This is a genomic window from Streptomyces sp. NPDC001828, assembly GCF_042892175.1.
Lineage (GTDB): Bacteria > Actinomycetota > Actinomycetes > Streptomycetales > Streptomycetaceae > Streptomyces.
The window spans coordinates 395570-418940 of the sequence record NZ_JBIATV010000001.1; the positions used below are offsets into that span (position 1 = coordinate 395570).

The following is a 23371-nucleotide window of genomic DNA, read 5'->3' on the forward strand; positions in this document are numbered from 1 at the left end:
CACTTCAAGGCACGTCAGTTGGCGGACCGGGTCCAGCCGGCCGCCTCGATCCGGGCGGCGTCGGCCGGCCGGGTCTCGTCGAACAGGACCCGGCCGCCGTCGACGACCCGCACCGCGTCGACGTACGCCCCGCGGCCGACGTACAGCGGGCCCGTCGTGTACCGCCAGCGCAGCCGCACGGGCCGGTCGCGCCAGGGGGTCAGGTCCGCGCTCGCCTCGTGCCAGACCCGCCCCGACCACCCCGTCACCGAACCGTCGGGGCGGTCGAGGGGCGCTTCGCCGGGGCGGGTGGTGGCGAACGGTACGGGCCGCCAGGTCGCCCCCGCGTCCGTCGAGGACTCCAGGGCGAGGGTGCCCACGCCCGGCTCGGTGTCCCACCACAGGGAGAAGCCGAGCCGGGCCCGGCCGCCCGTGACGCGGAGTTCGGGCAGCGTGAGCGTGGCGGTGGTCCCGCGCTCCATGCCCGCGAACCAGGCCGGGCCGCCGTGCTCCGTCCGTACCGGGACCGCCCGGGCGAGGGCATTGCCCGCGGCCACCCGGGGGGCCGATCCGGTGCGCCAAGTGCGCACCGGATGCACGGAGTTGGCGAGCAGCACCAGGAAGGTGTCGGTGCTGGGGTCGATGACGACGCTGGTGCCGGTGAACCCGGTGTGCCCCGCGCTGCGCGGCGTGGCCATCGCGCCCATGTACCAGTGCTGGTAGAGCTCGAAGCCCAGGCCGTGCTCATGGCCGGGGAAGGCCGTGTTGAAGTCCCTGAACAGCAGGTCGACGGAGGAGGGGCGCAGGATCCGCGCCCGGCCGTAGGCGCCTTGGTTCAGGAGCGTCCGGGCGAGGACCGCGAGGTCCCAGGCGCAGGAGAACACCCCGGCGTGGCCCGCGACCCCGCCGAGGCAGTACGCGTTCTCGTCGTGGACCTCGCCCCACACCAGGCCCCGGTCGATGCCGGACCAGGGCTTGCGGGCGTCCTCGGTCGCGGCGATCCCCGGCTTCCAGGACGCGGGCGGGTTGTAGCGCGTGCGGCGCATCCCGAGCGGAGCGGTGATCTCGTCGTGCAGCAGTGCGTCCAGCGGGCGGCCGGTGATCTTCTCCAGGACCAGCTGGAGCGAGATCAGATTGAGGTCGGAGTACAGGTAGGTGCCGCCCGGCGGGCTCGCCGGCGGCTCGTTCCAGATGAGCCGCAGCTTGTCCTCGTACGTCGTAGCCCCGTAGAGCGGGATCCAGGCCGGGAACCCCGAGGTGTGCGTGAGCAACTGCCGTACGGTGACGGCCTGTTTGCCCGCCGCCCCGAACTCGGGCAGGTAGGAGGCGACGGGCTCCTCCAGGAGCAGCGCGCCCCGCTCGATCTGCTGGACGGCGAGCAGCGAGGTGAACAGCTTGGAGAGCGAGGCGAGGTCGTACACGGTGTCGTCGGCCGCCGCGATGCGCCGCCCGGGCGGCAGCTCCACCGCCGTGTCGCTCTTCTCGTCGTAGGCCGCGTAGCGCACCGCGTCACCGATCGCGTGATGCAGCGCCACCGTGCCGCCGCGCCCCGCGAGCAGTACGGCCCCCGCGTACCAGGGGTGGTCGGGGGAGGGGCCGAGGAACGTCTCCGCGTCCGCCACGAGGCGGTCCAGGTGCTCGGGCAGCAGCCCGGCCTGCTCGGCGGAGCCGTGCCGCAGCGTGCGCCCCCGGCCCGTGGCTGCCGCCGTACCCGGTGAGGAACCCGTCATCAGCGCGCCTCCCAGTGCCATGGCCGCACCGGCCAGCCGTCGTCTGCTGACGCCCCGGACGTCCCCGGCCATCGGCACGCACCCTTCTCGTCCGCGCCCACCCGACGCGGTGAAAGTATCTTTCGTGATCACGCCATGCATCGGAAACTTTCTTCCCTGGCGCCGCCCGTGTCAATGATCCGCCGTGCCGTCGGCGGCACGGCGCAAAGAAACTGACGCAGCATCAGAAAATCTCTTCCTTCGTCGCCCCGGCTGCGGCATCCTGCGCCCCATGCAGACGGAGCTGAGCAAGAAACTGGGAGTCGAGCACGCCGTCTTCGGCTTCACGCCGTTCCCGGCGGTGGCCGCGGCCATCACCCGGGCCGGCGGATTCGGTGTGCTCGGCGCGGTCCGCTATACAGCCCCCGACGACCTCGCTCGCGACCTCGACTGGATGCAGGAGCACACCGACGGACTGCCCTACGGCCTCGACGTGGTGATGCCCGCCAAGAAGGTCGAAGGCGTCGGCGAGGCCGAGATCGAGGCCATGATCCCCGAGGGGCACCGCCAGTTCGTGCGGGACACCCTCGCCAAGCACGGGGTGCCCGAACTCGCCGAGGGCGAGGCATCGGGCTGGCGCATCACCGGCTGGATGGAACAGGTGGCCCGCAGCCAGCTCGACGTCGCCTTCGGCTATCCGATCAAGCTGCTCGCCAACGCCCTCGGCTCGCCGCCCGCCGATGTCGTGCGGCGCGCCCACGACCAGGGCGTGCTCGTCGCCGCGCTCGCGGGCAGCGCCCGGCACGCCCGCCACCACGCCGAGGCGGGCATCGACATCGTCGTGGCCCAGGGTTACGAGGCCGGCGGCCACACCGGGGAGATCGCCACCATGGTGCTCGTCCCCGAAGTCGTCGAGGCGGTCGGCCCGTTGCCCGTGCTGGCGGCCGGCGGCATCGGCAGCGGCGAGCAGATCGCCGCCGGGCTCGCGCTCGGCGCCCAGGGCGTCTGGCTCGGCTCCCTGTGGCTCACCACCACCGAAGCCGAACTGCACTCCCGTGCCCTGACGGACAAGCTCCTCGCGGCCGGCTCCGGCGACACGGTCCGCTCCCGCGCGCTCACCGGCAAACCGGCCCGCCAGCTGCGCACCGAGTGGACCGACGCCTGGGACGACCCGGCCGGACCCGGCACGCTGCCCATGCCGCTCCAGGGCCTGCTCGTCGCCGAGGCCGTCTCGCGCATCCAGAAGTACGAGGTCCAACCGCTGCTCGGCACCCCGGTCGGGCAGATCGTGGGAAAGATGAACGCCGAACGCGGAGTACGGGAGACCTTCGACGAGCTGACGCGCGGCTTCGAGCGCGCCGTCGACCGCATCAACCGCATCGCCGGGAGGGACGCCCGATGAACCAGCCGCCCAACGGATTCTGGGCCCAGGCCACCGCCGACCCCGACCGCCCCGTCCTCATCGCCCCGGACGGCGAACAGTGGACCGCCGGCCGGCTGCACGGCGCCGTCAACCAGCTCGTCCACGGACTGCGGGCCGCGGGCCTGGAACGCGGCGACGCGTTCGCGGTGGTGCTGCCCAACGGGGTCGAGTTCTTCACCGCCTACCTCGCCGCCTCCCAGGCCGGGTTCTACCTCGTGCCCGTCAACCACCACCTGGTCGGCCCCGAGATCGCCTGGATCGTCGCCGACTCCGGGGCCAAGGTCCTCATCGCGCACGAACGGTTCGCGCAGGCGGCCACAGCCGCGGCCGACGAGGCAAAGCTGCCCGCCTCCCACCGCTACGCCGTCGGCGCCGTGCCCGGCTTCTCGCCGTACGCCCAACTCCTGGACGGACAGCCCGAGTCGGTGCCCACCGACCGCACGCTCGGCTGGGTGATGAACTACACCTCCGGCACCACCGGGCGCCCGCGCGGCATCCGGCGCCCGCTGCCCGGCAAGCTGCCCGAGGAGACCTACCTCGGCGGCTTCCTCGGCATCTTCGGCATCAAGCCGTTCGACGACAACGTCCACCTGGTGTGCTCGCCGCTCTACCACACGGCCGTCCTCCAGTTCGCGGGCGCCTCCCTGCACATCGGGCACCGCATCGTGCTCATGGACAAGTGGACGCCGCAGGAGATGCTGCGGCTCATCGACGAACAGGCCTGCACCCACACCCACATGGTGCCGACCCAGTTCCACCGGCTGCTCTCGCTGCCCGCCGAGGTGCGGGCACGCTTCGACGTGTCCTCGATGCGGCACGCCATCCACGGCGCCGCGCCCTGCCCCGACCACGTCAAACGCGCCATGATCGAGTGGTGGGGAACCTGCGTCGAGGAGTACTACGCGGCCAGCGAGGGCGGCGGCGCCTTCGCCACCGCCGAGGACTGGCTGAAGAAGCCCGGCACGGTCGGAAAGGCCTGGCCCATCAGCGAGTTGGCGGTCTTCGACGACGACGCCAAGCGGCTGCCGGCGGGAGAGCTCGGCACGGTCTACATGAAGATGTCCACCGGTGGCTTCAGCTACCACAAGGACGAGACCAAGACGCGCAAGAACCGCATCGGCGACTTCTTCACCGTGGGCGACCTCGGCTATCTCGACGAGGACGGCTACCTCTTCCTGCGCGACCGCAAGATCGACATGATCATTTCGGGCGGTGTGAACATCTACCCCGCCGAGATCGAGGCCGCGCTCCTCACCCACCCGGCCGTCGCGGACGCCGCGGTCTTCGGCATCCCGCACGCCGACTGGGGCGAGGAGGTCAAGGCCGTCGTCGAGGCGGCCGAGGGCTCCGCCCCGGGAGACGGTCTCGCCGCCGCGATCCTCGCCCACTGCGAGGGACAACTGGCCGCGTACAAGCGGCCGAGGACCGTCGACTTCATCGAGACGATGCCGCGCGACCCGAACGGCAAGCTCTACAAGCGGCGGCTGCGCGAACCGTACTGGGAGGGCCACGACCGCGCGCTGTGACCCGGCGGCCCCCGCACCGCACCCCGCGAGCCGACCCGCCGGGGAGGTTGACCTCGCCCGTCCGGCCGCCCAGGATCCAGCCATGGACGAGGTACGCAGCAGCACCGTCGACGGCATCGTGCGCCGCAGCGCGCGCCGCACCCCGCACCGGACCGCGCTGCGGTACGCCGACCGCACGTGGAGCTACGCCGAACTGGACGCGGCCGTCTCCACGGCGGCCGCGTTCCTCACCGACCGGGGCCTGAACAAGGGGGACCGGGTCGCCGCCTACGGCCACAACTCGGATGCCTATCTGATCGCGTTCCTCGGCTGCGCCCGGGCCGGAATGATCCATGTGCCGGTCAACCAGCACCTCACCGGAGCCGACCTGGCATACCTTCTGGAACAGTCCGGCGCCGCCCTCGTGCTCGCCGACCCGGCGCTCACCGGCCAGGTGCCCGCCGGCTTCGCGGTGCGCCCGTTGCGCGACGCCCCGGACTCGCTGCTCGCGGCCCTGGCCGAGCCGCGCGCGTACGCGTCCGGGGGAGACGGGGACGATGTGGTCCAGCTGCTCTACACCTCGGGCACCACCGCGCTGCCCAAGGGCGCGATGATGACCCACCGCGCCCTCGTGCACGAGTACGTCTCCGCGATCACGGCCCTCGATCTGCGCCCCTCGGACCGGCCCGTGCACGCGCTGCCGCTCTACCACTCGGCGCAGACGCACGTCTTCCTGCTGCCCTATCTCGCGGTGGGCGCCGAGAACACCCTTCTGGACGCGCCGGACCCGGGCCGGATCCTCGGCCTGGTGGCCGAGGGCCGCGCCGATTCGCTGTTCGCGCCGCCCACCGTGTGGATCGCCCTCGCGGCCCATCCTGCCTTCGCCAGCAGCGACTTGAGCGGTCTGCGCAAGGCGTACTACGGGGCCTCGGTCATGCCGGTGCCGGTCCTTGAGCGGCTGCGCGAGCGGCTGCCGGGGCTCGCGTTCTACAACTGTTTCGGACAGAGCGAGATCGGACCGCTGGCCACGGTGCTCGGCCCCGAGGAGCACGAGGGGCGCCTCGACTCGTGCGGGCGGCCCGTGCTGTTCGTCGAGGCGAAGGTCGTGGACGAGGGCGGCAAGGAGGTGCCCGACGGGACGGCGGGCGAAGTGGTCTACCGCTCACCGCAGTTGTGCGAGGGCTACTGGGACAAGCCGGCCGAGACCGAGGACGCCTTCCGCGACGGGTGGTTCCACTCCGGCGACCTGGCGGTCCGTGACGAGGAGGGATACTTCACCGTCGTCGACCGGGTGAAGGACGTCATCAACTCCGGCGGCGTCCTGATCGCCTCGCGCCAGGTCGAGGACGCCCTGTACACCCATCCGGCGGTGGCCGAGGCAGCGGTGGTGGGGCTGCCCGACGAGCGCTGGATCGAGGCGGTCACCGCGTTCGTCGTACGGAGCGACGCGGTGACCGACGCGGAGGCCGCACCGGTGACGGAGGCTCAACTCATCGCGCACGCACGGGAATCGCTCGCCCACTTCAAGGCCCCCAAGCGGGTCGTTTTCGTGGACGAGCTGCCGCGCAACGCGAGCGGGAAGATCCTCAAGCGCGAACTGCGCGACCGGTTCGCCTGAACGGCCTTCCACCCGGACGGGGCTGGGCGACGGGTCAGCCGCGCTCCCCCCGCAGATCGACGATGCGCTTGAACTTGCCCACCGAGCGCTCGATGGTCTCGGGGTCGACGACCTCCACCGCCACGGAGACGCCGATGCCGTCCTTGACCGCGGCCACGATCGAGCGGGTGGCGTCCTCCCGCTGCTCCGGTGTCGTGTCCGCCCGGGCCTCCACCCGCACCGTCAGCGCGTCGAGCCGGCCCTGGCGGGTCAGGCGCAGCTGGAAGTGCGGGGCGAGACCGGGCGTGCGCAGCACGATCTCCTCGATCTGGGTGGGGAAGAGGTTCACCCCGCGCAGGATGACCAGGTCGTCGCTGCGCCCGGTCACCTTCTCCATCCGCCGGAACACCCGGGCCGTGCCGGGCAGCAGCCGGGTCAGGTCCCGTGTCCGGTAGCGGATCACCGGCATCGCCTCCTTGGTGAGCGAGGTGAAGACCAGCTCGCCGCGCTCGCCCTCCGGCAGCACCTCGCCGGTCAGCGGGTCCACGATTTCCGGATAGAAGTGGTCCTCCCAGATGTGCAGCCCGTCCTTGGTCTCCACGCACTCCTGCGCGACGCCGGGCCCCATGACCTCCGACAGGCCGTAGATGTCGACCGCGTCGATCGCGAACCGTTCCTCGATCTCGCGGCGCATCTCCTCGGTCCACGGCTCGGCGCCGAAGATGCCCACCTTGAGCGAGGTGGTACGGGGATCGACGCCCTGGCGCTCGAACTCGTCGAGCAGCGTCAGCATGTAGGACGGGGTGACCATGATGATCTCGGGGCGGAAGTCCTGGATCAGCTGGACCTGACGGGCCGTCATGCCGCCGGAGGCGGGAATCACCGTACAGCCCAGCCGCTCGGCGCCGTAGTGGGCGCCCAGGCCGCCGGTGAACAGGCCGTATCCGTAGGCCACATGGACCTTGTGGCCGGGCCGGCCGCCCGCCGCGCGGATCGAGCGGGCCACCACGTCCGCCCAGGTGTCCAGGTCCCGCTGGGTGTAGCCGACGACGGTCGGGCGGCCCGTCGTCCCGCTGGAGGCGTGGATGCGCCGGATGCCGGTCTCGGGGACCGCGAACATCCCGAACGGATAGTGGTCGCGCAGATCGGACTTGGCGGTGAAGGGGAAGCGGGCCAGATCGGCGAGCGAGGCGCAGTCCTCCGGGCGGACCCCGGCCTTGTCGAAGGCGTCCCGGTAGAACCCGACGTGGTCGTAGGCGTGACGCAGCGAGGCACGCAACCGGTCGAGCTGCAGGGCCTCCAGCGCCGGGCGGCTCAGCCGCTCGCCCTCGTCCAGCTCAGGTGCCATGGGTGCGCTCCCGTCCTCGCTCCGCCCCCGGAGCAGGGGCGACGAAATCGGACGACCGATCATTCGGTCGATCTGTGTCGGATCAGTAATTCAGCAGCCCGAGGGGTCCGTCAAGGCCTGTGGACAAGTCGGCGGCGGCGGTTCGCGCTGTCGGCGAACACCGTTGCCCCGCTCGTCGGCGGCCTGTGAGGATCGCCCCCATGCCGACCTTCACCAGCCACGACGGAACCGAACTCGCCTACCGCGTGACGGGCGAGGGCTCCTTGCTGGTCTGCCTGCCGGGCGGGCCCGTGGGTGCCGCCCGCGCCCCCGGCGAGCCGGGCGGCCTCGCGGCGCACCGCCGGCTGGTGCTCCTCGCCCCACGGGGCGCGGGGGACGCCACGGCGCCGGGCGGTCCGGACACGGACCGCTGCGGCCTTGAGGTGGCCGATGTGGAGTCCCTGCGCGCTCACCTCGGCCTCGACCGGATCGACCTGCTCGGCGACTGCGCCTCCGAGGACCTGGCACTGCTCTACGCCGCCCGCCACCCGGACCGCGTCGCCTCGCTGACCCTGGTCGCCTCCGGCGTCCGCGCCCCGGGCGGCGACCTGAGCGGGGTCGCGACCGCCGCGCTCGCCAAGCTGACGGCGCCCGTGCTGGTGCTGACCGGGGCGCACGAGGGCGGGTCGGCGCCGAAGAGCGCCGCCGACCTGGCCGCGCTCTTCCCGGCCGCCGAGCTCGCCGTCCAGCCGGGCGCCGGACACCATCCGTGGACCGACGACGCCGAGGCCTTCGCGCGCACCGTCGCGGCCTTCCTCGATCCGGACGTCCACGCGGTCGTCGTCGACGGCGTCCGGCTCGCCTACCGGGTGCGGGGGTCCGAGGCCGCGCCGCCGGTGATCCTCGTGCACGGGCGGGGCGGCGACAGCCGCGACTGGGACCCGATCGCCGAACGGCTCGCGGCCACCCGCCGGGTGTACGCCCTCGACCTGCGCGGCCATGGCCTCAGCGACTGGCCGGGCGGCTACTCCTTCGAGGCGTTCCGCGACGACCTGCACGGCTTCATCACCGAACTCGGCCTCGCCGGAGCCGACTTGGTGGGCCACTCGATGGGTGGCGCGGCCGCCGCGCTGCTCGCGCAGGAGGCGCCCGGACTGCTCGGCCGGCTCGTCCTGGAGGAGACCCCGCCGCTCTTCCCGCTGGACCCGCCGCGCGGCGCGGTCGAACGCCCCGAGGGGCCGCTCGGCTTCGACTGGCCCGTCATCGAGGCCGTCAACGCCCAGCTGAACGACCCCGATCCGGCCTGGCGCGGCCGGTTCGCCGCGATCGCGACGCCCACCCTGGTCGTCGCGGGCGGCCCGGCCAGTCGGATCGACCAGAAGAAGCTGGCCTGGATGGCCTCGCGCATACCGGACGCCCGCCTGGTCACCATCGACGCGGGCCACCTCGTGCACACCGACCGCCCGGACCAATTCCTTTCCGCCCTGCGGGAGTTCGGCATCGGCTGAGCCGATGTGCGGTGCTCGGCCGCTGGTCAGTCGCCGTCCGCCTCGGCGGCGACCGAGCGTGCCCAGCGGTAGTCGGCCTTGCCGCTGGGGGAGCGCTGGATGCTGGGGGCGATCACCAGCTGCCGCGGCACCTTGTAGCCGGCGAGGCGGGTGCGGCAATGGGTCTGGATCCCTTCGAGCGTCGGCTCGGCCGCGCCGTCGCGGACCTGGACCACCGCCGCCACATGGCTGCCCCACTTGGCGTCGGGCACCCCGGCCACCAGGGCGTCGTACACGTCCGGATGCGCCTTGAGGGCCTGCTCGACCTCTTCCGGGTAGACCTTCTCGCCGCCGGTGTTGATGCACTGCGAGCCGCGCCCGAGGACCGTGACGATGCCGTCCTCGTCCACGGTCGCCATGTCCCCGAGGAGCACCCAGCGCTCGGCGCCCTTCTGGAAGAAGGTCTCGGCGGTCTTCGCCGGGTCGTTGTAGTAGCCCAGCGGTACGTGGCCGCGCTGGGCGAGGCGACCCACCTCGCCGACCGCGACCGGCTCGTACGTCGCGGGATCCACCACCCGCGTACGCTCGTTGACCTCCAGGCGGAAGCCCTTCTCGGGGCCCGAGTCGTCCGTGGCCTTCCCGTTGGAGCCGGACTCGGACGAGCCGAAGTTGTTCAGGATCAGCGCGTTGGGCACCAGCGCCCGCAACTGGTCGCGCACCGTCTCGGACATGATCGCCCCGGACGAGGAGACGCTGAAGAGCGAGGACATGTCGGTGCCCCGGAGCGGGCCGTGCAGCGCGTCGACGAGGGGCCGCAGCATCGCGTCGCCCACCAGGGAGACGCTGGTGACCTTCTCCCTCTCGATCGTGCGGAGCACCTCCTCGGGCACGTACTTGCGGTGGATGACCACCCGCTGGCCGTAGTTGAAGGCGACGAACGAGGTCAGCGTCGACGTGCCGTGCATGAGCGGGGGAGCGGGGAAGAAGGTGAGCCCGGAGCCGCTCTTGGCGACCCGCTCGGCCAGTTCCTCGGGCCGCTTCACCGGCTCTCCCGCCGGTTCGCCGCCGAACAACCCCGCGAAGAACAGGTCTTCCTGACGCCACATCACCCCCTTGGGCATACCGGTGGTGCCGCCCGTGTAGATGATGAACTGGTCGTCGGCCGAGCGTGCCGGGAAGCCCCGCGCGGACGAGCCCGCCGCCTCCGCCTCGGTGAACGCGGTCGCGGCGAGGGCCGGTGCCCCGGGCGGGACGTCCCCGACCCGTACGAGGTGCCGGAGCTTCTCGGTCCGGGGCAGCGCGCCCGCGACCCGCTCGGTGAACTCGGCGTCGAAGACCAGCCCCGCGAGATCGGCGTCCCGGTAGAGGTAGACCAACTCCTCTTCGACATAACGGTAGTTGACATTGACCGGGACGAGGCGGGCCTTGAGGGCGGCCAGGACGGTCTGCAGGTACTCGATGCCGTTGTAGAGGTGCAGTCCCAGGTGCTCGCCGGGCCGCAGGCCCGCGTCGATCAGATGGTGCGCGAGCCGGTTCGCGGCCTCGTCCAGCTGACGGTACGTCAACCTGCGTTCGGCGCCCGTTCCGGGATGGTCGATGTACACGAGCGCTTCGCGGTCCGGGACCACGTCGACGACGGACTCGAACAGGTCGGCAAGGTTGTACTCCACCATTCCTCCTGACACCGGCCCCGACTGAACTCGGGGGTCATCAGAACAAAGGCGCGCACAACTGGGAAGGGGTGCCGCAGAAGAAAACTGACTGAGTGTCAGAAAACTATTGAACTGACACCGCCCCTACTGCAACCTGTTCTAGGTCTTGAGACGGGAGGACGGCCATGGGCGGTACGGAACACCTCACGGTGCGACGCGAGGGCGCCACCTTGGTGCTCACCCTGAACCGGCCGGAGGCGAAGAACGCGCTGTCGCTTCCGCTGCTGGTCGGGCTCTACGACGGCTGGCTGGAGGCCGATGCGGACGACTCGGTCCGCTCGGTCGTCCTCACCGGCGCGGGCGGCGACTTCTGCGCCGGCATGGACCTCAAGGCCCTCGCGGGGCAGGGCATGGCCGGCGACCAGTACCGGGACCGGCTCAAGGCCGACCCGGATCTGCACTGGAAGGCGATGCTGCGCCACCACCGGCCGCGCAAACCCGTGATCGCCGCGGTCGAGGGGTACTGCGTGGCCGGCGGCACCGAGATCCTCCAGGGCACGGACATCCGCGTCGCGGGGGCCGGGGCGACGTTCGGGCTCTTCGAGGTGAAGCGCGGGCTCTTCCCGATCGGGGGCTCGACCGTCCGCCTCCAGCGGCAGATACCGCGCACCCACGCGCTGGAGATGCTGCTCACGGGGCGGCCGTACAGCGCGCGGGAGGCGGAGCGGATCGGGCTGATCGGGCGGGTGGTGCCGGACGGCACGGCGCTCGACGCGGCGCTGGAGATCGCGGAGCGGATCAACGCGTGCGGGCCGTTGGCCGTGGAGGCGGTCAAGGCGTCCGTGTACGACACGGCGTCCATGAGCGAGGCGGACGGGCTGGCGGCCGAGCTGGAGCGGGGGTGGCCGATCTTCGCCACGGCGGACGCGAAGGAGGGGGCGCTGGCCTTCGCCGAGAAGCGGGCGGCCGTCTACCGGCGGGCCTGAGCCCCGCGGGGGCTGGAGAAACCCGGGGCTGTGCCCCGGACCCCGTTCGCGCCTCAAGGGCGCTCGTCCTCAAACTCCCCCAAGGCCTCAAGGGCCAGGGGGACCCCCATGACGGGCTACAGGTGGCCCTGGGCTTAAGGAGTTTCTTCATGGCTGGCTCTGCCGGACCCGAGGTGCTGCGTGCGCCGCTGGTCGTCGAGTTTCCCTTCACCCGGTCCCTCGGGCCGGTCCAGAGCGCCTTCCTCACCGGGCTGCGCGAGCGCACCGTGCTCGGGGTGCGCACCGGCGACGGGCGCGTGCTCGTGCCGCCCGTCGAGTACGACCCGGTCACCGCCGAGGAGATCCGCGACCTGGTCGAGGTCGGTGCCACCGGCACCGTCACCACCTGGGCCTGGAATCCCGCCCCGCGCCGTGACCAGCCCCTCGACCGGCCCTTCGCCTGGGTGCTCGTCAAGCTGGACGGCGCCGACACCGCCCTCCTGCACGCTCTCGACGCGCCCGGCCCCGAGGCCGTGCGCAGCGGCATGCGCGTCCGCGTCCGCTGGGCCGCCGAACGGACCGGCGCCATCACCGACATCGCCTGCTTCGAACCTGGTGAAGAGGACGAGGCCAGGAGTCAACCCGCACCGCACGACGGGAAGTTCGTGGACCCTGTCACCGGGATCGTCGCGGCCGCACGGCTCGACTACACCTACAGCCCCGGACGCGCGCAGTCCGCGTACATCAACGGCCTCTCCGCCCGCCGTACCGTCGGCGAGCGCTGCCCCTCCTGCCGCAAGGTGTACGTGCCGCCGCGTGGCGCCTGCCCCACCTGCGGGGTCGCCACCGAGGAGCGGGTGGAGGTCGGGCCCGCCGGGACCGTCACCACGTACTGCATCGTCAACATCAAGGCGAAGAACCTCGACATCGAAGTGCCGTACGTCTACGCGCACATCGCGCTCGACGGCGCCGGGCTCGCCCTGCACGGACGCATCGGCGGCATCCCCTACGACCAGGTGCGGATGGGCCTGCGGGTCGAGCCGGTGTGGAGCGAGGGCGGCCGCTACCCCGACCACTACCGCCCCACCGGTGAACCCGACGCCGACTACGAGACGTACAAGGAGCTGATCTGATGGCGCTCACACCCCCCGCCCGGGACGTGGCGATCGTCGCCTTCGCGCAGAGCGACCACCGGCGCCGCACCGACGAGCTCTCCGAGGTCGAGCTCCTGATGCCGGTGCTGCACCAGGTCCTGGACGCCACCGGCCTGAAGACCAGCGACATCGGCTTCACCTGCTCCGGCTCCAGCGACTACCTCGCGGGGCGCGCCTTCTCCTTCACCATGGCGCTCGACGGGGTCGGCGCCTGGCCGCCGATCTCCGAGTCCCATGTCGAGATGGACGGGGCCTGGGCGCTCTACGAGGCCTGGGTGAAGATCCTCACCGGCGAGGCCGACACCGCGCTCGTCTACGGCTACGGCAAGTCCTCGCCCGGCGAGGTGCGCGACGTACTGACCCGCCAGCTCGACCCGTACTACGTGGCGCCGCTGTGGCCCGACTCGATCGCGCTCGCCGCCCTCCAGGCGCAGGCGCTCATCGACGCCGGCGACGCCGATGAGCCCGCGCTCGCCTCGGTCGCGGCCCGCAGCCGGGATGCCGCGCGCACCAACTCCCATGCGCAGGTGCGGGGTTCACGCCCGCAGGGCGACTATCTGGTGCGCCCGCTGCGTACCGGGGACTGTCCGCCCATCGGGGACGGCGCGGCAGCCGTGATCCTCGCCGCCGGGGACCGTGCCCGCGAGCTGTGTGCACGGCCCGCCTGGATCCGGGGCATGGACCACCGCATCGAGGCGCACGGCCTGGGCGTGCGCGACCTCACCGACTCGCCGTCCGCCCGGCTCGCCGCCGAGCGGGCCGGAGCCTTCGAACGGCCGGTGGACACCGCCGAGTTGCACGCGCCCTTCACGTCGCAGGAGGTCGTCCTGCGCAAGGCGTTGCGGCTCGGCGACGACGTCGCCGTCAACCCGTCCGGCGGCGCGCTCGCCGCGAACCCCGTGATGGCCGCGGGACTCGTCCGGCTCGGCGAGGCCGCCGCCCGCATCCACCGCGGCGAGTCCGACCGGGCCCTCGCGCACGCCACGTCCGGCCCCTGCCTGCAGCAGAACCTGGTCGCCGTCCTGGAGGGGGAGTCATGAGCAAGGAACCCGTGGCCGTCGTCGGTGTCGGCCAGACCAAGCACGTGGCCGCCCGGCACGACGTCTCGATAGCGGGGCTCGTCCGCGAGGCCGCCCAACGGGCGCTCAAGGAAGCCGAGTTGACCTGGGCCGACATCGACGCCGTCGTCATCGGCAAGGCGCCCGACTTCTTCGAGGGCGTCATGATGCCCGAGCTGTACCTCGCCGACGCGCTCGGCGCGGTCGGCAAGCCCATGCTGCGGGTGCACACCGCGGGCTCGGTCGGCGGATCGACCGCGCTCGTCGCCGCCAACCTCGTCGCCGCCCGGGTGCACCGGACCGTGCTCACCCTCGCCTTCGAGAAGCAGTCCGAGTCCAACGCCATGTGGGGCCTGTCCCTGCCCGTGCCCTTCACCCAGCCGCTGCTCGCCGGCGCCGGCGGCTTCTTCGCCCCGCACGTACGGGCCTACATGCGGCGCACCGGCGCCCCCGACACCGTGGGCTCCCTCGTCGCGTACAAGGACCGGCGCAATGCCCTGAAGAACCCCTACGCGCATCTGCACGAGCACGACATCACGCTGGAGAAGGTCCAGGCCTCGCCGATGCTGTGGGACCCGATCCGCTACTCCGAGACCTGCCCGTCCTCCGACGGGGCCTGCGCGATGATCCTCACCGACCGTGCGGGCGCGGCTCGTTCGCCCCGCCCCGCGGCCTGGGTGCACGGCGGAGCGATGCGCAGCGAGCCCACCCTCTTCGCGGGCAAGGACTTCGTCTCGCCCCAGGCGGGCAAGGACTGCGCGGCCGATGTGTACCGGCAGGCCGGAATCGCCGACCCGCGCCGCGAGATCGACGCCGTCGAGATGTACGTGCCGTTCTCCTGGTACGAGCCGATGTGGCTGGAGAACCTGGGCTTCGCCGCCGAGGGCGAGGGCTGGAAACTCACCGAGGCCGGCGTGACGGAACTCGACGGCGATCTCCCCGTGAACCCCTCGGGCGGCGTCCTGTCCACCAACCCCATCGGCGCCTCCGGCATGATCCGCTTCGCCGAGGCGGCCCTCCAGGTGCGCGGCCTGGCCGGCGAACACCAGGTGGAGGGGGCCCGCAAGGCGCTCGGCCATGCCTACGGCGGCGGTTCCCAGTTCTTCTCGATGTGGCTCGTCGGCGCCGAACCGCCCACCCGCTGAAGCCCGTTCGACGTCCGTTCGCGGCGGGCGGGCTCCGGTACTCCTTCCGTGGCCTGTCCGTCCCCGCGGGCGATCGCTAGGGTGGCCCCCGGACGACAGAACCGGGGAGGAGCACGGACGTGGCTGACACCAGCACTACCCAGCACACCTTGCAGACCCTTGCGGGGCACACCCGTTCCGGCTGGGACAAGCCGGAGCTCGATCTCAGCGAGGCCGAGTGGCAGTCGAGCAGTCAGGGGGCGGGGGACGTCCAGATCGCCTTCGTCGAGGGCTTCATCGCCATGCGCAACAGCGGCAGCCCCGGCAGCCCGTCGCTGATCTTCAGCCCCGCCGAATGGCGGGCCTTCGTGATCAACGCGCGCGACGGTGAGTTCGACCTCACCTGACGGCCTCGCCTGACGGCCAAGCCCGGCGGCCGCCGAGCCGGGCGGCCCGCCCTCGTGCGGATGACGCGACAGGGGTGTCGAGAAGGCCGCCCGCCTCCTCAACACCCCTGCCGCACGGCCCCGTTGGACCTAGGCGCCCTCGCGCTCCTCGGTGGCCTGCTCGGGGAAGAGCCGGCCCCAGGGCCGCTGGCGGCCCTCACTGACGGCGGCGATGCCCGCCTCGCCGTACCGCGCGGTCTCCAGGGACCACGCCAGGTTGCCGCTCATCAGGGCGCGCATCCCGTCGACGTAGTCGTCCACGTTCGCCCGGACCTGCTGGGGGAGCGCGGTCTTGTCGAGCTGGGCGCCGAGCTCGACGGTCAGTTCCTGGAAGCGCGCGATGCGGGCGTTGGCCATGGCGGACACGCGGCGCAGGGCCTGTTCGACGGTGCACATCTCCTGCCGGAGCAGGATGATCACGCTGTTGTTGACGTCGCCCGCCGCCAGCTCCTTGTCCACGGACACCATGTCGTTGACGAAGATCACCACATCGGCGGTGATCTCCCGCATCTCGGCCAGCGGCACCCCCTCGTGGATCTCCCTGGGCAGCGTGTAGCCGCCGCAGCGCTCCACCAGGTCGAGACAGGGCTGCACGCCTATGGAGTCCCGGCGGCCGCGCAGGAACCCGGACAGCGAGAGCGTGCCGTTGCGGGTGCGGTTCAACGCCTCCCAGTGATACGCCGTCAGATACTGCCGCCAGTGCGCCCGGAAGCGGTCCTGCCACAGCAAGGGCGTGCCCGCGGTGATCCGTTGCCAGAGATCACGAAAACTTTCGGCCAGCCGGTTGGTCACCTCACCCGGCACCGGAGGCTCGTCGCTCATCGTGCGTAACACGGTGTCGATCTGTCTCAGCACCACGTCGGGGCGCTTCCCGAGCGGTCCGTCGAACTGGTCGTCGAAGACGAAGAACCAGGCGTTGAGATCGGTCGCCAGGGCGAGATGCGCGTCCGAGGCGTCCGGATAGAAGTAGGCCATCAGACGTTCCAGGCCCATCGCGTCGTACTCGGCCGTCGCCTGCTCCCCGGCCAGCATGCCGAACTCGTAGAGCCAGTCCAGCGTGTGGCGCCGGGCCAGCGCGTCCCGGGGGTGCCTTCGTGCCGTGAAGGGAATGTCGACGAGACCGGTCCGCGTCCGGGCCGACCGGACGCTGCCAGTGCTGCCCATGCGGCACCGCCTCCTTAGTGCTCCATACGTAGTTCAATCATCAAGGTCAGAGCGTCCGCTGGCCAGCGCATGGCGGCGGGGTCCGACAGCGCACCGGGGGCGTGCGAGGCGCTTCTGGGCGCCCCACCGGGACATTTCGATCCCAACCACCCCTGAATTCAGCCAACTTAAACAGTCGAGGAGGAGACGGAAGTCGGGTATTCATGTCACGGTACGTGTCCGGGGCGTAGGCTCGGTGCTACTGCCAGAAGGGGACCGCTGTGGCGGAGATGAAGGGCCGGGGCGGCGCGACGCGCCGGATGCTCTTTGAGCGCGACGAGGAACTGCTGCTGTTCGACAGCATGTTGACCGATCTGTGCGGCCGTGCCGGTGAGGGGAGCGCGCCCAACGGCGGCCTGCTCGCCATCGCCGGATCGGCCGGCCTGGGCAAGACCGCGCTGGTGGCCGAAGTCCGACGCAAAGCCGCGGCGCGCGGCTGCACCCTGCTGGCCGCACGCGGCAGCGAGCAGGAGGAGGGCGTCGCCTTCCACGTCGTACGCCAGCTCGTGCAGCCGGTGCTCGCCGCGTCGACCGAGGCCGAGCACCGCAAGATACTGGGGAGTTGGTACGACATCGTCGCACCGGCGGTCGGCCTGGTCGCGGGACAGAGCGGGGTGGCGCCCGACCCGCAGGGCGTGCGGGACGGCCTCGACTGGCTCGTCACCCGCTTCGCCGTCCAGTACGCACCCGTGGTCCTGGTCGTGGACGACGCGCACTGGGCCGACGAGGAGACCCTGGCCTGGCTCACCTCCTTCGCGCTGCGCGCCTCCGACCTGCCGCTGCTGATCGTCGTCGCCTACCGGCCCGAGGAACTGCCGCGCCACGCAGCCGAGTTCCGCCGGCTCGCCTCCCGGCACGGCTCGCGCCCGCTGGACCTGTCGCCGTTCAGCCCGGCCGCCGTCAGCGACCTGGTGACCAACGTGCTCGGCGAAGGCGGGGACGAACTGTTCGCGCGCGAATGCTGGGCCCTGACCGCGGGCAATCCCTACGAAGCCGTCGAACTCGTGGCGAGGATCCGGGACCGGGGCATCAAACCGCAGTACGCCAACGCCTCCGAACTGCGCGAGCTGGCCTCCGCCGTACGCGGCAACGGCCTCATCGAGCGCCTTGAGCGGCTCGGCCCCTCCGCGTTCCGCCTCACCTGGGCCGTCGCCGTGCTCGGCACCGACGCCCACCGCGAGATGGCCGCCGGGGTCGCGGGACTCGGCGCCGAGGAGATGGCCGACGCCGTCGACAAGCTGCGCGAGGCCCGCATCCTGGCCGCCGAGGGAGACGTCCCCGGGCGTCTCGACTTCTTCCACCCGCTGGTCGGCACCGCCGTCTACCGTGCCATCCCGTCCGCCATGCGCGTCGCGATGCACGGCCAGGCCGCCTTCGCCGTCAGCGAGGCCGGACTCGGCGCCACCTCCGCGGCCCGGCACATCCTGGAGATGCACCCCGAGAACGACCGGTGGGCGGTGCGCCAGCTGCGCGCGGCGGCCCGCGACTACCTGCGGGCGGGCGCTCCGGAAGCGGCCCGCCGCTGTCTGGCCCGCGCCCTGCGCGAACCTCCCGCCCTGGAGGAGCGCGCCGAAGTCCTCTTCGAACTGGGCTGCTCGGCGCTCCTGAACGAGCCCGCCACCACCGTCAATCACCTCAAGGCGGCCCTCGAAGAGCCCGAACTCGCCCCGGAGCTGCGCGAAGCCGTCACCTACCGGCTGGCCCAGGCGCTCGCCCACACCGACCGGATGGGCGAGGCCGCCGCCATCGTGGGCGCCGAGGCCAAGAACTCCACGAGCGCCCGCACCCGGCTGCGCATGCAGGCCGAATCGTTCCAGTGGAACGCCTTCCGCGCCGACGAGGAGGACTCCCCGGCCCGTTCGCGCAGCCTGGCCCGGCTCGCCGACCACCTCACCGGGCGCGGCAAGGCCGAGCGCTACATCCTCGGACTGCGCGCCTGGGACTCGATGGTGCGCGGCGAACCCGCCGAGACCGCACTGCGCTACGCCGAGCAGGCCCTGGAGGGCGGCCTTCCCTGGACCGACGACAACTGGGGCTTCGAGGTCCCGGTCCTGGTCGCGCTCACCTTCATGTACTGCGATCAGCCCGGCCGCGCCGACGATCTGTTCAACCAGGGCATCGCCGACTGCGAACGCAAGGGCTGGCGCGGCGCCCACCTGTCCTTCGGCCTGACGCTGCTCGGCTACATCAAGTTCCACCGCGGCCGGCTCGCCGAGGCCGAGGACCTGGTGCACAGCGGGCTGCGGATCGCCGACCGGGTGGGCCACCAGGTCCCCGCCCAGTGGTTCGCGCTCGGCATCCTCATCGAGATCCTGCTCGCCCGTGGCCGGGTCCAGGACGCCCAGGAACTCTCCGACGCCTACAACTACGGCCAGGTCGTTCCGAACGCCGTCGTCTATCCCGACTCGGAGACCGTCTACAGCGAGCTCCTGATCGCCCGGGGCCTGCGCACCGACGCCGAGGAACGGCTGCGCGCGGTCGGCCGCAGGCTGGAGCCGCGCGGCATGCGCAACCCGATGTGGTGCCCGTGGCGCCCGCTCCTCGCGCAGACGATCGCCTACACCGATCCCGTCGAGGCCGCCGCGATCGCGCAGGAGGGAGTCGAGATCGCCCGGCGCTTCGGCACCCCGGGCGCCATCGGCCGCGCCCTGTACGCGGCGGCCAAGGTGACCTCCGGAGCCGACAGCCTGGCCCTCATGTCCGAGGCGGTCCGGCAGCTCGAAAAGTCACCGGCCGCCTACGAGCTGGCGCAGGCACTGGTCGACCACGGCGCGATGCTCAGCCGCGCCGGGCTGCCCCAGGACGCGGCCGACCTGCTGATGCGCGGCCTGGAGAGCGCCGCGCTGTGCGGGGCCGACGCCCTGGCGGCCCGGGCCCGCGAGGAACTCGCCGCCTCCGGGCTCCGCCCGCTCCAGCTGCGAGCCGTCGACTCGGACTCGCTGACCTCGCAGGAGAAGGCCGTGGCCGAGCGGGCCGCCCAGGGCTGGGAGAACCGGCGCATCGCCGAGGAGCTCGGCACCAAGGAGCGCACGGTGGAACTGCTGCTCTCCGGCGCCTTCCGCAAGCTCGGGACCAACCGCAGCGGGCTCGCGGGGCTGCTGCCCCACCAGTCCCGTGGCTCCGGCAGCCGAGGAGTCCCCGGCCGCTGAGCCGAGCAAGGCGGCCCCGGCCCCCAGCCGTCACTGGCGCGGGAGCCGGGGCCGTGCCCTGCCGGCCGGCCCCCATGCCCGCCCCACGCCCGCGCCACCCGGCCCAGGGCCGCGCGGGACGCCCGGTGTCGACCCGCCCAGGCCTTCGGGCCCGGCTCCGCCGGAGCGCCAGGGGCACGTACCATTGACGGCATGTCCTTCCTCCGCCGCCGCAGCGCCGCCACTCCCGCTGGCCCGGACTTCGATGTCCTGGCCATGGACCCGGGTGACTGGCCCGGCAACCTGGGCGCCGGCCTGCTGCCCGCCCCCGACGGCAGCTGCCAGGGTGTGTTCCTGCGCTACGACCTGTTCGGCGGCCGCGGCCCCGCGATGATCATCGGCAATCTGCCGGAGGGCTCCCCGGCCCGCGAGATGGCCGAGGGCCAGGTGCCCTTCGAGGTCGCCCAGCTCCTGGTGGCGCTGGAGAACGACGAGCCGATCGAGGTCGTCGGCACCGAGGACATGCCGGTCATGCAGGGCGACAACCTGCTCATCGTGCGCCGCCTCAAGCTCTCCGAAAGCCGCATCTCCTGCGTGCAGTTCGACCGCAGCGACAACGTCCTCGTCACGATCGCCAGCTGGGACCGGCCGATCACGGACGACCTGTACGCCCTTCTGAAGCCGCTGCCCGCGGAGCTCTTCCAGCAGAACTGAGCGCCACCCCCGCGCGTCGGCCGACGGCCCGGCACCTCCCCCGCGAGGTGCCGGGCCGCTTCATGTTCCGGGACCTGAACCCGGCCTGCCCGCACGCCTGTTGACGCCGTCGCGTCACCAGCAGGTCAGGCCCCCCGCCAAAGGTCTCGTCCACTGGTACAAGTCGGCGCGCCCGACGGGTACTTGACGAGCCGTCATCCCAGGTCGCACTGTGTCCCGCGCGCACCCACGCGCGACTGCGGCGAGAGAGCCACGCACCTTCCGGCAAGAAGGGTTGTCCATGACGTCCAAGCAGAGGATCAGACTCGCGCTCGCGACGGCGACGGCCGGCGCCCTGGGCCTCGCCCTGGCCCCCGCCTCCCCGGCGAGCGCGGCGGGCTCCGGCACCGAATGCCCCCGCGTCCTGAAGTGCGACTGGGTTCCGGCGGCGTACCAGCAGACCGGCGACCCCGCCAACAAGGAGGCGTACGGCAACTACGACATCTCCGACCGGCCGAACACCAACAAGATCAAGTACATCGTCCTGCACGACACCGAGGAGACGTACGCGACCACCCTGAAGATCTTCCAGGACCCGGCGCGCGCCGCCTCCGCGCACTACGTCGTACGGTCCGGCGACGGCCACGTCACCCAGATGGTGAAGACCAAGGACGTCGCCTGGCAGGCCGGCAACTGGTACATCAACTCCGACTCCATCGGGATCGAGCAGGAGGGCTACGCCACCGAGGGCGCCACCTGGTTCACCCCCGCGATGTACCGCTCGACGGCGGCCCTGGTGCGCTACCTCGCCGACAAGTACGACATCCCGCTGGACCGCCAGCACATCCTCGGCCACGACAACGTGCCGCCCACCACGGCCGGCGGCACCGCCGCCATGCACTGGGACCCGGGACCGTACTGGGACTGGAACCACTTCATGGGTCTGCTCGGCCGCCCCACCGAGCCCACCGGCCGCCCCGGCGGCCAACTGGTCACCGTGAACCCGGTGTTCAAGCAGAACGTCCAGGCCTTCCGCGACTGCGAGAAGAACGTCGATCTGCCCGCCCAGCCCTCCAGCGCGGTCCCGCTGTACACCCAGCCGTCCACCTCGGCGCCGCTGTTCGCCGACCCCGGCCTCCACCCGCCGGGCCAGAGCGGGACCAACTGCGCGAGCGACTGGGGCAGCAAGATCAGCGCCACCCAGCAGGCCGTGGTCGCCGAGCGCAAACCCGGCTGGACCGCGATCTGGTGGTACGGACAGGAGGCCTGGTTCCAGAGCCCCGCCCACACCCGCACCACCACCGCGACCGCCGGATACGTCGTACGCCCCAAGCCGGGCCGGACCGACATCCCCGTCTACGGGACCGCCTACCCCTCGGCCGGTGACTACCCCGGGGACTTCACGGCGCCGCGCGTGAGCAGCCCCCTCGCCTACACCATCAAGGCCGGCCAGTCCTACCCCGGCGGCGAACCGACGCCGACGGGCTACTACTACGCCCCCACCATCGACTCGTCGTACCCCTACGACCACACGTACTTCCCGGGCAGCACCCGCTATGTGACGGTCCAGACCGGCCACCGGATCGCCTTCGTCAAGGCCTCCGACGTCGACGTCGTGCGCGTTCGCTAGGGCCCTGCCGGGGACCCGGCCGAGGGTATGGCAGCGGGCCGCGCGCCCAGTGTGTCGGCACTGGACGCGCGGCCCGCTTCCCCCCTGCCCGGCCGTCAGCGCGTGCCGACCGCCGCCCGCACCGCCCGCCGCGCCAGGGCGCAGTCGTCGTGCAGCCTGCGCAGCAGCAGCCGCTGCTGCTCCCCGGCGGACAGCACCCCCGGGGCGCTCGGTGCCGGGCTCGACGGTGCCGCATCCCGCATGGTGCGTTGCACCGCCGTCTCGTACGTCCGGATCTCCCGGGTCAGTACGAGCATCAGGTTCACCAGGAACGCGTCCCGGGCCGCGGGGCCCGCCGCCTGGGCGGCCGAGCTGATCTGCCGGCGCTCCATCGGGGCGTTGCCCAGGACCGCCCACAGCGTCGCCAGGTCGTACCCGGGCAGGTACCAGCCCGCGTGCTCCCAGTCGACCAGGACCGGACCTGCCGGTGAGAGGAGGATGTTGGACAGGAGCGCGTCACCGTGCGAGAACTGCCAGTCCACCCGGCCCGAGAGGGCCAGACCGTGCACCAGTTTCTGAAGGTCGCTCAGATCCCGGTCGGTGAACAGGCCGAGCTCGTGGTACCGCGCGATCCGGGGCGCGTAGTCCAGGGGCCTGCCGAACATCTCGGCGGGCGGCCGCCAGTCGTTGACCGCCTTGATCGCCCCGAGGGCGGCCCGCACGTCGGCGCGCGGGGGAGCCTCGACCGGGTGTCGGGTCAGGGCCGCCGCCCGGCCGGGCATCCGCTCGATCACCAGGGTGCAGTTGTCGGGATCGGCGGCGATCAGCCGCGGCACCCGCACCGGTGGGCGGTGCCGGACGAACGCGCGGTAGGCAGCTATTTCGTGCCGGAACCGCTCGGCCCAGGCGGGCGAATGGTCCAGTAAACACTTGGCGACGGCCGTGGTGCGTCCTGTCGTGCCGACGATCAGCACGGAGCGTCCGCTGTGCCGCAGCACCTGCACCGGGTTGAACTCCGGGCAGATCCGCTGCACCGAGGCGATCGCGATGCGCAGCTGCGCGCCCTGGGGGCCGGAGAGGTCGATTCTTCCGCTGAGCGGCTGTGAGGCCGCCCCCGGCCGGCGCGGCATCCGGCCCGCACCGTACGCCGGGCCGGCGTGGGTCGGGTCGAGGTACGGTCCGCCTCCCGCTCCCAGCGGACGGTGCGGCCGGGGCGGCGTGGACACGGAGGACGATGCTGTGTACATGGGGGTGACAGATCCCTTCGTGTGCCGACAAGTTGCGTGCGCTACCCGTCCCGGTGGCCGAGCCG

At 72.1% G+C, this 23371-nt stretch carries 17 protein-coding genes; 12 read left to right on the forward strand and 5 right to left on the reverse strand.

Features of this window, described 5'->3' with window-relative positions; translation table 11 throughout:
• Window positions 1–14: 14 nt before the first annotated feature.
• Window positions 15–1781: a serine hydrolase gene (locus tag ACFYZA_RS01885; protein ID WP_388486303.1), complete on the reverse strand. Its 1767-nt coding sequence runs from the start codon at window positions 1779–1781 to the stop codon at window positions 15–17.
• A 199-nt stretch (window positions 1782–1980) separates the two neighbouring features.
• Here ACFYZA_RS01885 and ACFYZA_RS01890 point away from each other — a divergent pair, with 199 nt between their 5' ends.
• The 3 genes from ACFYZA_RS01890 to ACFYZA_RS01900 all read left to right on the forward strand — a co-directional run bounded on the left by ACFYZA_RS01890 (window position 1981) and on the right by ACFYZA_RS01900 (window position 6234).
• Window positions 1981–3090, forward strand: a complete 1110-nt coding sequence (locus ACFYZA_RS01890) for a nitronate monooxygenase (protein WP_382587531.1) — start codon at window positions 1981–1983, stop codon at window positions 3088–3090.
• Complete coding sequence (locus ACFYZA_RS01895) at window positions 3087–4637, forward strand: acyl-CoA synthetase (protein ID WP_388486305.1); 1551 nt, start codon at window positions 3087–3089, stop codon at window positions 4635–4637. Before ACFYZA_RS01890 ends, ACFYZA_RS01895 begins: the two co-directional genes overlap by 4 nt.
• Before the next feature lie 82 nt (window positions 4638–4719).
• A complete protein-coding gene (locus tag ACFYZA_RS01900; RefSeq protein ID WP_388486308.1) occupies window positions 4720–6234 on the forward strand; it encodes an acyl-CoA synthetase in 1515 nt (504 codons plus the stop codon).
• A gap of 34 nt (window positions 6235–6268) precedes the next feature.
• Here ACFYZA_RS01900 and paaK read toward each other — a convergent pair whose 3' ends face one another.
• Window positions 6269–7561 carry a phenylacetate--CoA ligase PaaK gene (paaK, locus tag ACFYZA_RS01905; RefSeq protein WP_388486310.1) on the reverse strand — a complete coding sequence of 431 codons (1293 nt, stop codon included), beginning with the start codon at window positions 7559–7561 and terminating at the stop codon, window positions 6269–6271.
• Between the two features lie 200 nt (window positions 7562–7761).
• Here paaK and ACFYZA_RS01910 point away from each other — a divergent pair, with 200 nt between their 5' ends.
• Complete coding sequence (locus tag ACFYZA_RS01910; RefSeq protein WP_388486313.1) at window positions 7762–9048, forward strand: alpha/beta fold hydrolase; 1287 nt, start codon at window positions 7762–7764, stop codon at window positions 9046–9048.
• Between the two features lie 26 nt (window positions 9049–9074).
• Here ACFYZA_RS01910 and ACFYZA_RS01915 read toward each other — a convergent pair whose 3' ends face one another.
• The gene (locus ACFYZA_RS01915; protein WP_382587516.1) at window positions 9075–10697 is read right to left on the reverse strand and encodes an acyl-CoA synthetase; all 1623 of its coding nucleotides are present in this window, start codon (window positions 10695–10697) and stop codon (window positions 9075–9077) included.
• A gap of 167 nt (window positions 10698–10864) precedes the next feature.
• Here ACFYZA_RS01915 and ACFYZA_RS01920 point away from each other — a divergent pair, with 167 nt between their 5' ends.
• From ACFYZA_RS01920 to ACFYZA_RS01940, 5 genes are all read left to right on the forward strand, one after another.
• A complete protein-coding gene (locus ACFYZA_RS01920; protein WP_382587512.1) occupies window positions 10865–11665 on the forward strand; it encodes a crotonase/enoyl-CoA hydratase family protein in 801 nt (266 codons plus the stop codon).
• 149 nt (window positions 11666–11814) lie between these two features.
• Window positions 11815–12777: a Zn-ribbon domain-containing OB-fold protein gene (locus ACFYZA_RS01925; RefSeq protein WP_388486316.1), complete on the forward strand. Its 963-nt coding sequence runs from the start codon at window positions 11815–11817 to the stop codon at window positions 12775–12777.
• Entirely contained in the window at window positions 12777–13838 is a 1062-nt protein-coding gene (locus tag ACFYZA_RS01930) for a thiolase domain-containing protein (protein WP_388486318.1), read from the forward strand. Before ACFYZA_RS01925 ends, ACFYZA_RS01930 begins: the two co-directional genes overlap by 1 nt.
• Window positions 13835–15001 (forward strand): thiolase domain-containing protein, encoded by a 1167-nt coding sequence (locus tag ACFYZA_RS01935; protein ID WP_388486320.1) that lies wholly within the window; start codon window positions 13835–13837, stop codon window positions 14999–15001. Before ACFYZA_RS01930 ends, ACFYZA_RS01935 begins: the two co-directional genes overlap by 4 nt.
• Window positions 15002–15120: 119 nt before the next feature.
• Window positions 15121–15387, forward strand: coding sequence for a DUF397 domain-containing protein (locus ACFYZA_RS01940; protein ID WP_388486322.1), 267 nt, complete (start codon window positions 15121–15123; stop codon window positions 15385–15387).
• Window positions 15388–15516: 129 nt separating this feature from the next.
• Here the strand turns inward: ACFYZA_RS01940 and ACFYZA_RS01945 are convergent, their stop codons facing one another.
• Window positions 15517–16590: an isoafricanol synthase gene (locus ACFYZA_RS01945; protein ID WP_382587497.1), complete on the reverse strand. Its 1074-nt coding sequence runs from the start codon at window positions 16588–16590 to the stop codon at window positions 15517–15519.
• A 269-nt stretch (window positions 16591–16859) separates the two neighbouring features.
• Here ACFYZA_RS01945 and ACFYZA_RS01950 point away from each other — a divergent pair, with 269 nt between their 5' ends.
• The 3 genes from ACFYZA_RS01950 to ACFYZA_RS01960 all read left to right on the forward strand — a co-directional run bounded on the left by ACFYZA_RS01950 (window position 16860) and on the right by ACFYZA_RS01960 (window position 22080).
• On the forward strand, window positions 16860–19778 hold the full coding sequence (locus ACFYZA_RS01950; RefSeq protein ID WP_388487952.1) for an ATP-binding protein: 2919 nt from the start codon (window positions 16860–16862) through the stop codon (window positions 19776–19778).
• Window positions 19779–19970: 192 nt separating this feature from the next.
• Window positions 19971–20471, forward strand: coding sequence for a hypothetical protein (locus ACFYZA_RS01955; protein WP_382587492.1), 501 nt, complete (start codon window positions 19971–19973; stop codon window positions 20469–20471).
• A gap of 280 nt (window positions 20472–20751) precedes the next feature.
• Window positions 20752–22080: an N-acetylmuramoyl-L-alanine amidase gene (locus tag ACFYZA_RS01960; RefSeq protein WP_382587489.1), complete on the forward strand. Its 1329-nt coding sequence runs from the start codon at window positions 20752–20754 to the stop codon at window positions 22078–22080.
• 95 nt (window positions 22081–22175) lie between these two features.
• Here ACFYZA_RS01960 and ACFYZA_RS01965 read toward each other — a convergent pair whose 3' ends face one another.
• Window positions 22176–23306 carry an aminoglycoside phosphotransferase family protein gene (locus tag ACFYZA_RS01965; protein WP_382584613.1) on the reverse strand — a complete coding sequence of 377 codons (1131 nt, stop codon included), beginning with the start codon at window positions 23304–23306 and terminating at the stop codon, window positions 22176–22178.
• Between the last annotated feature and the right edge of the window lie 65 nt (window positions 23307–23371).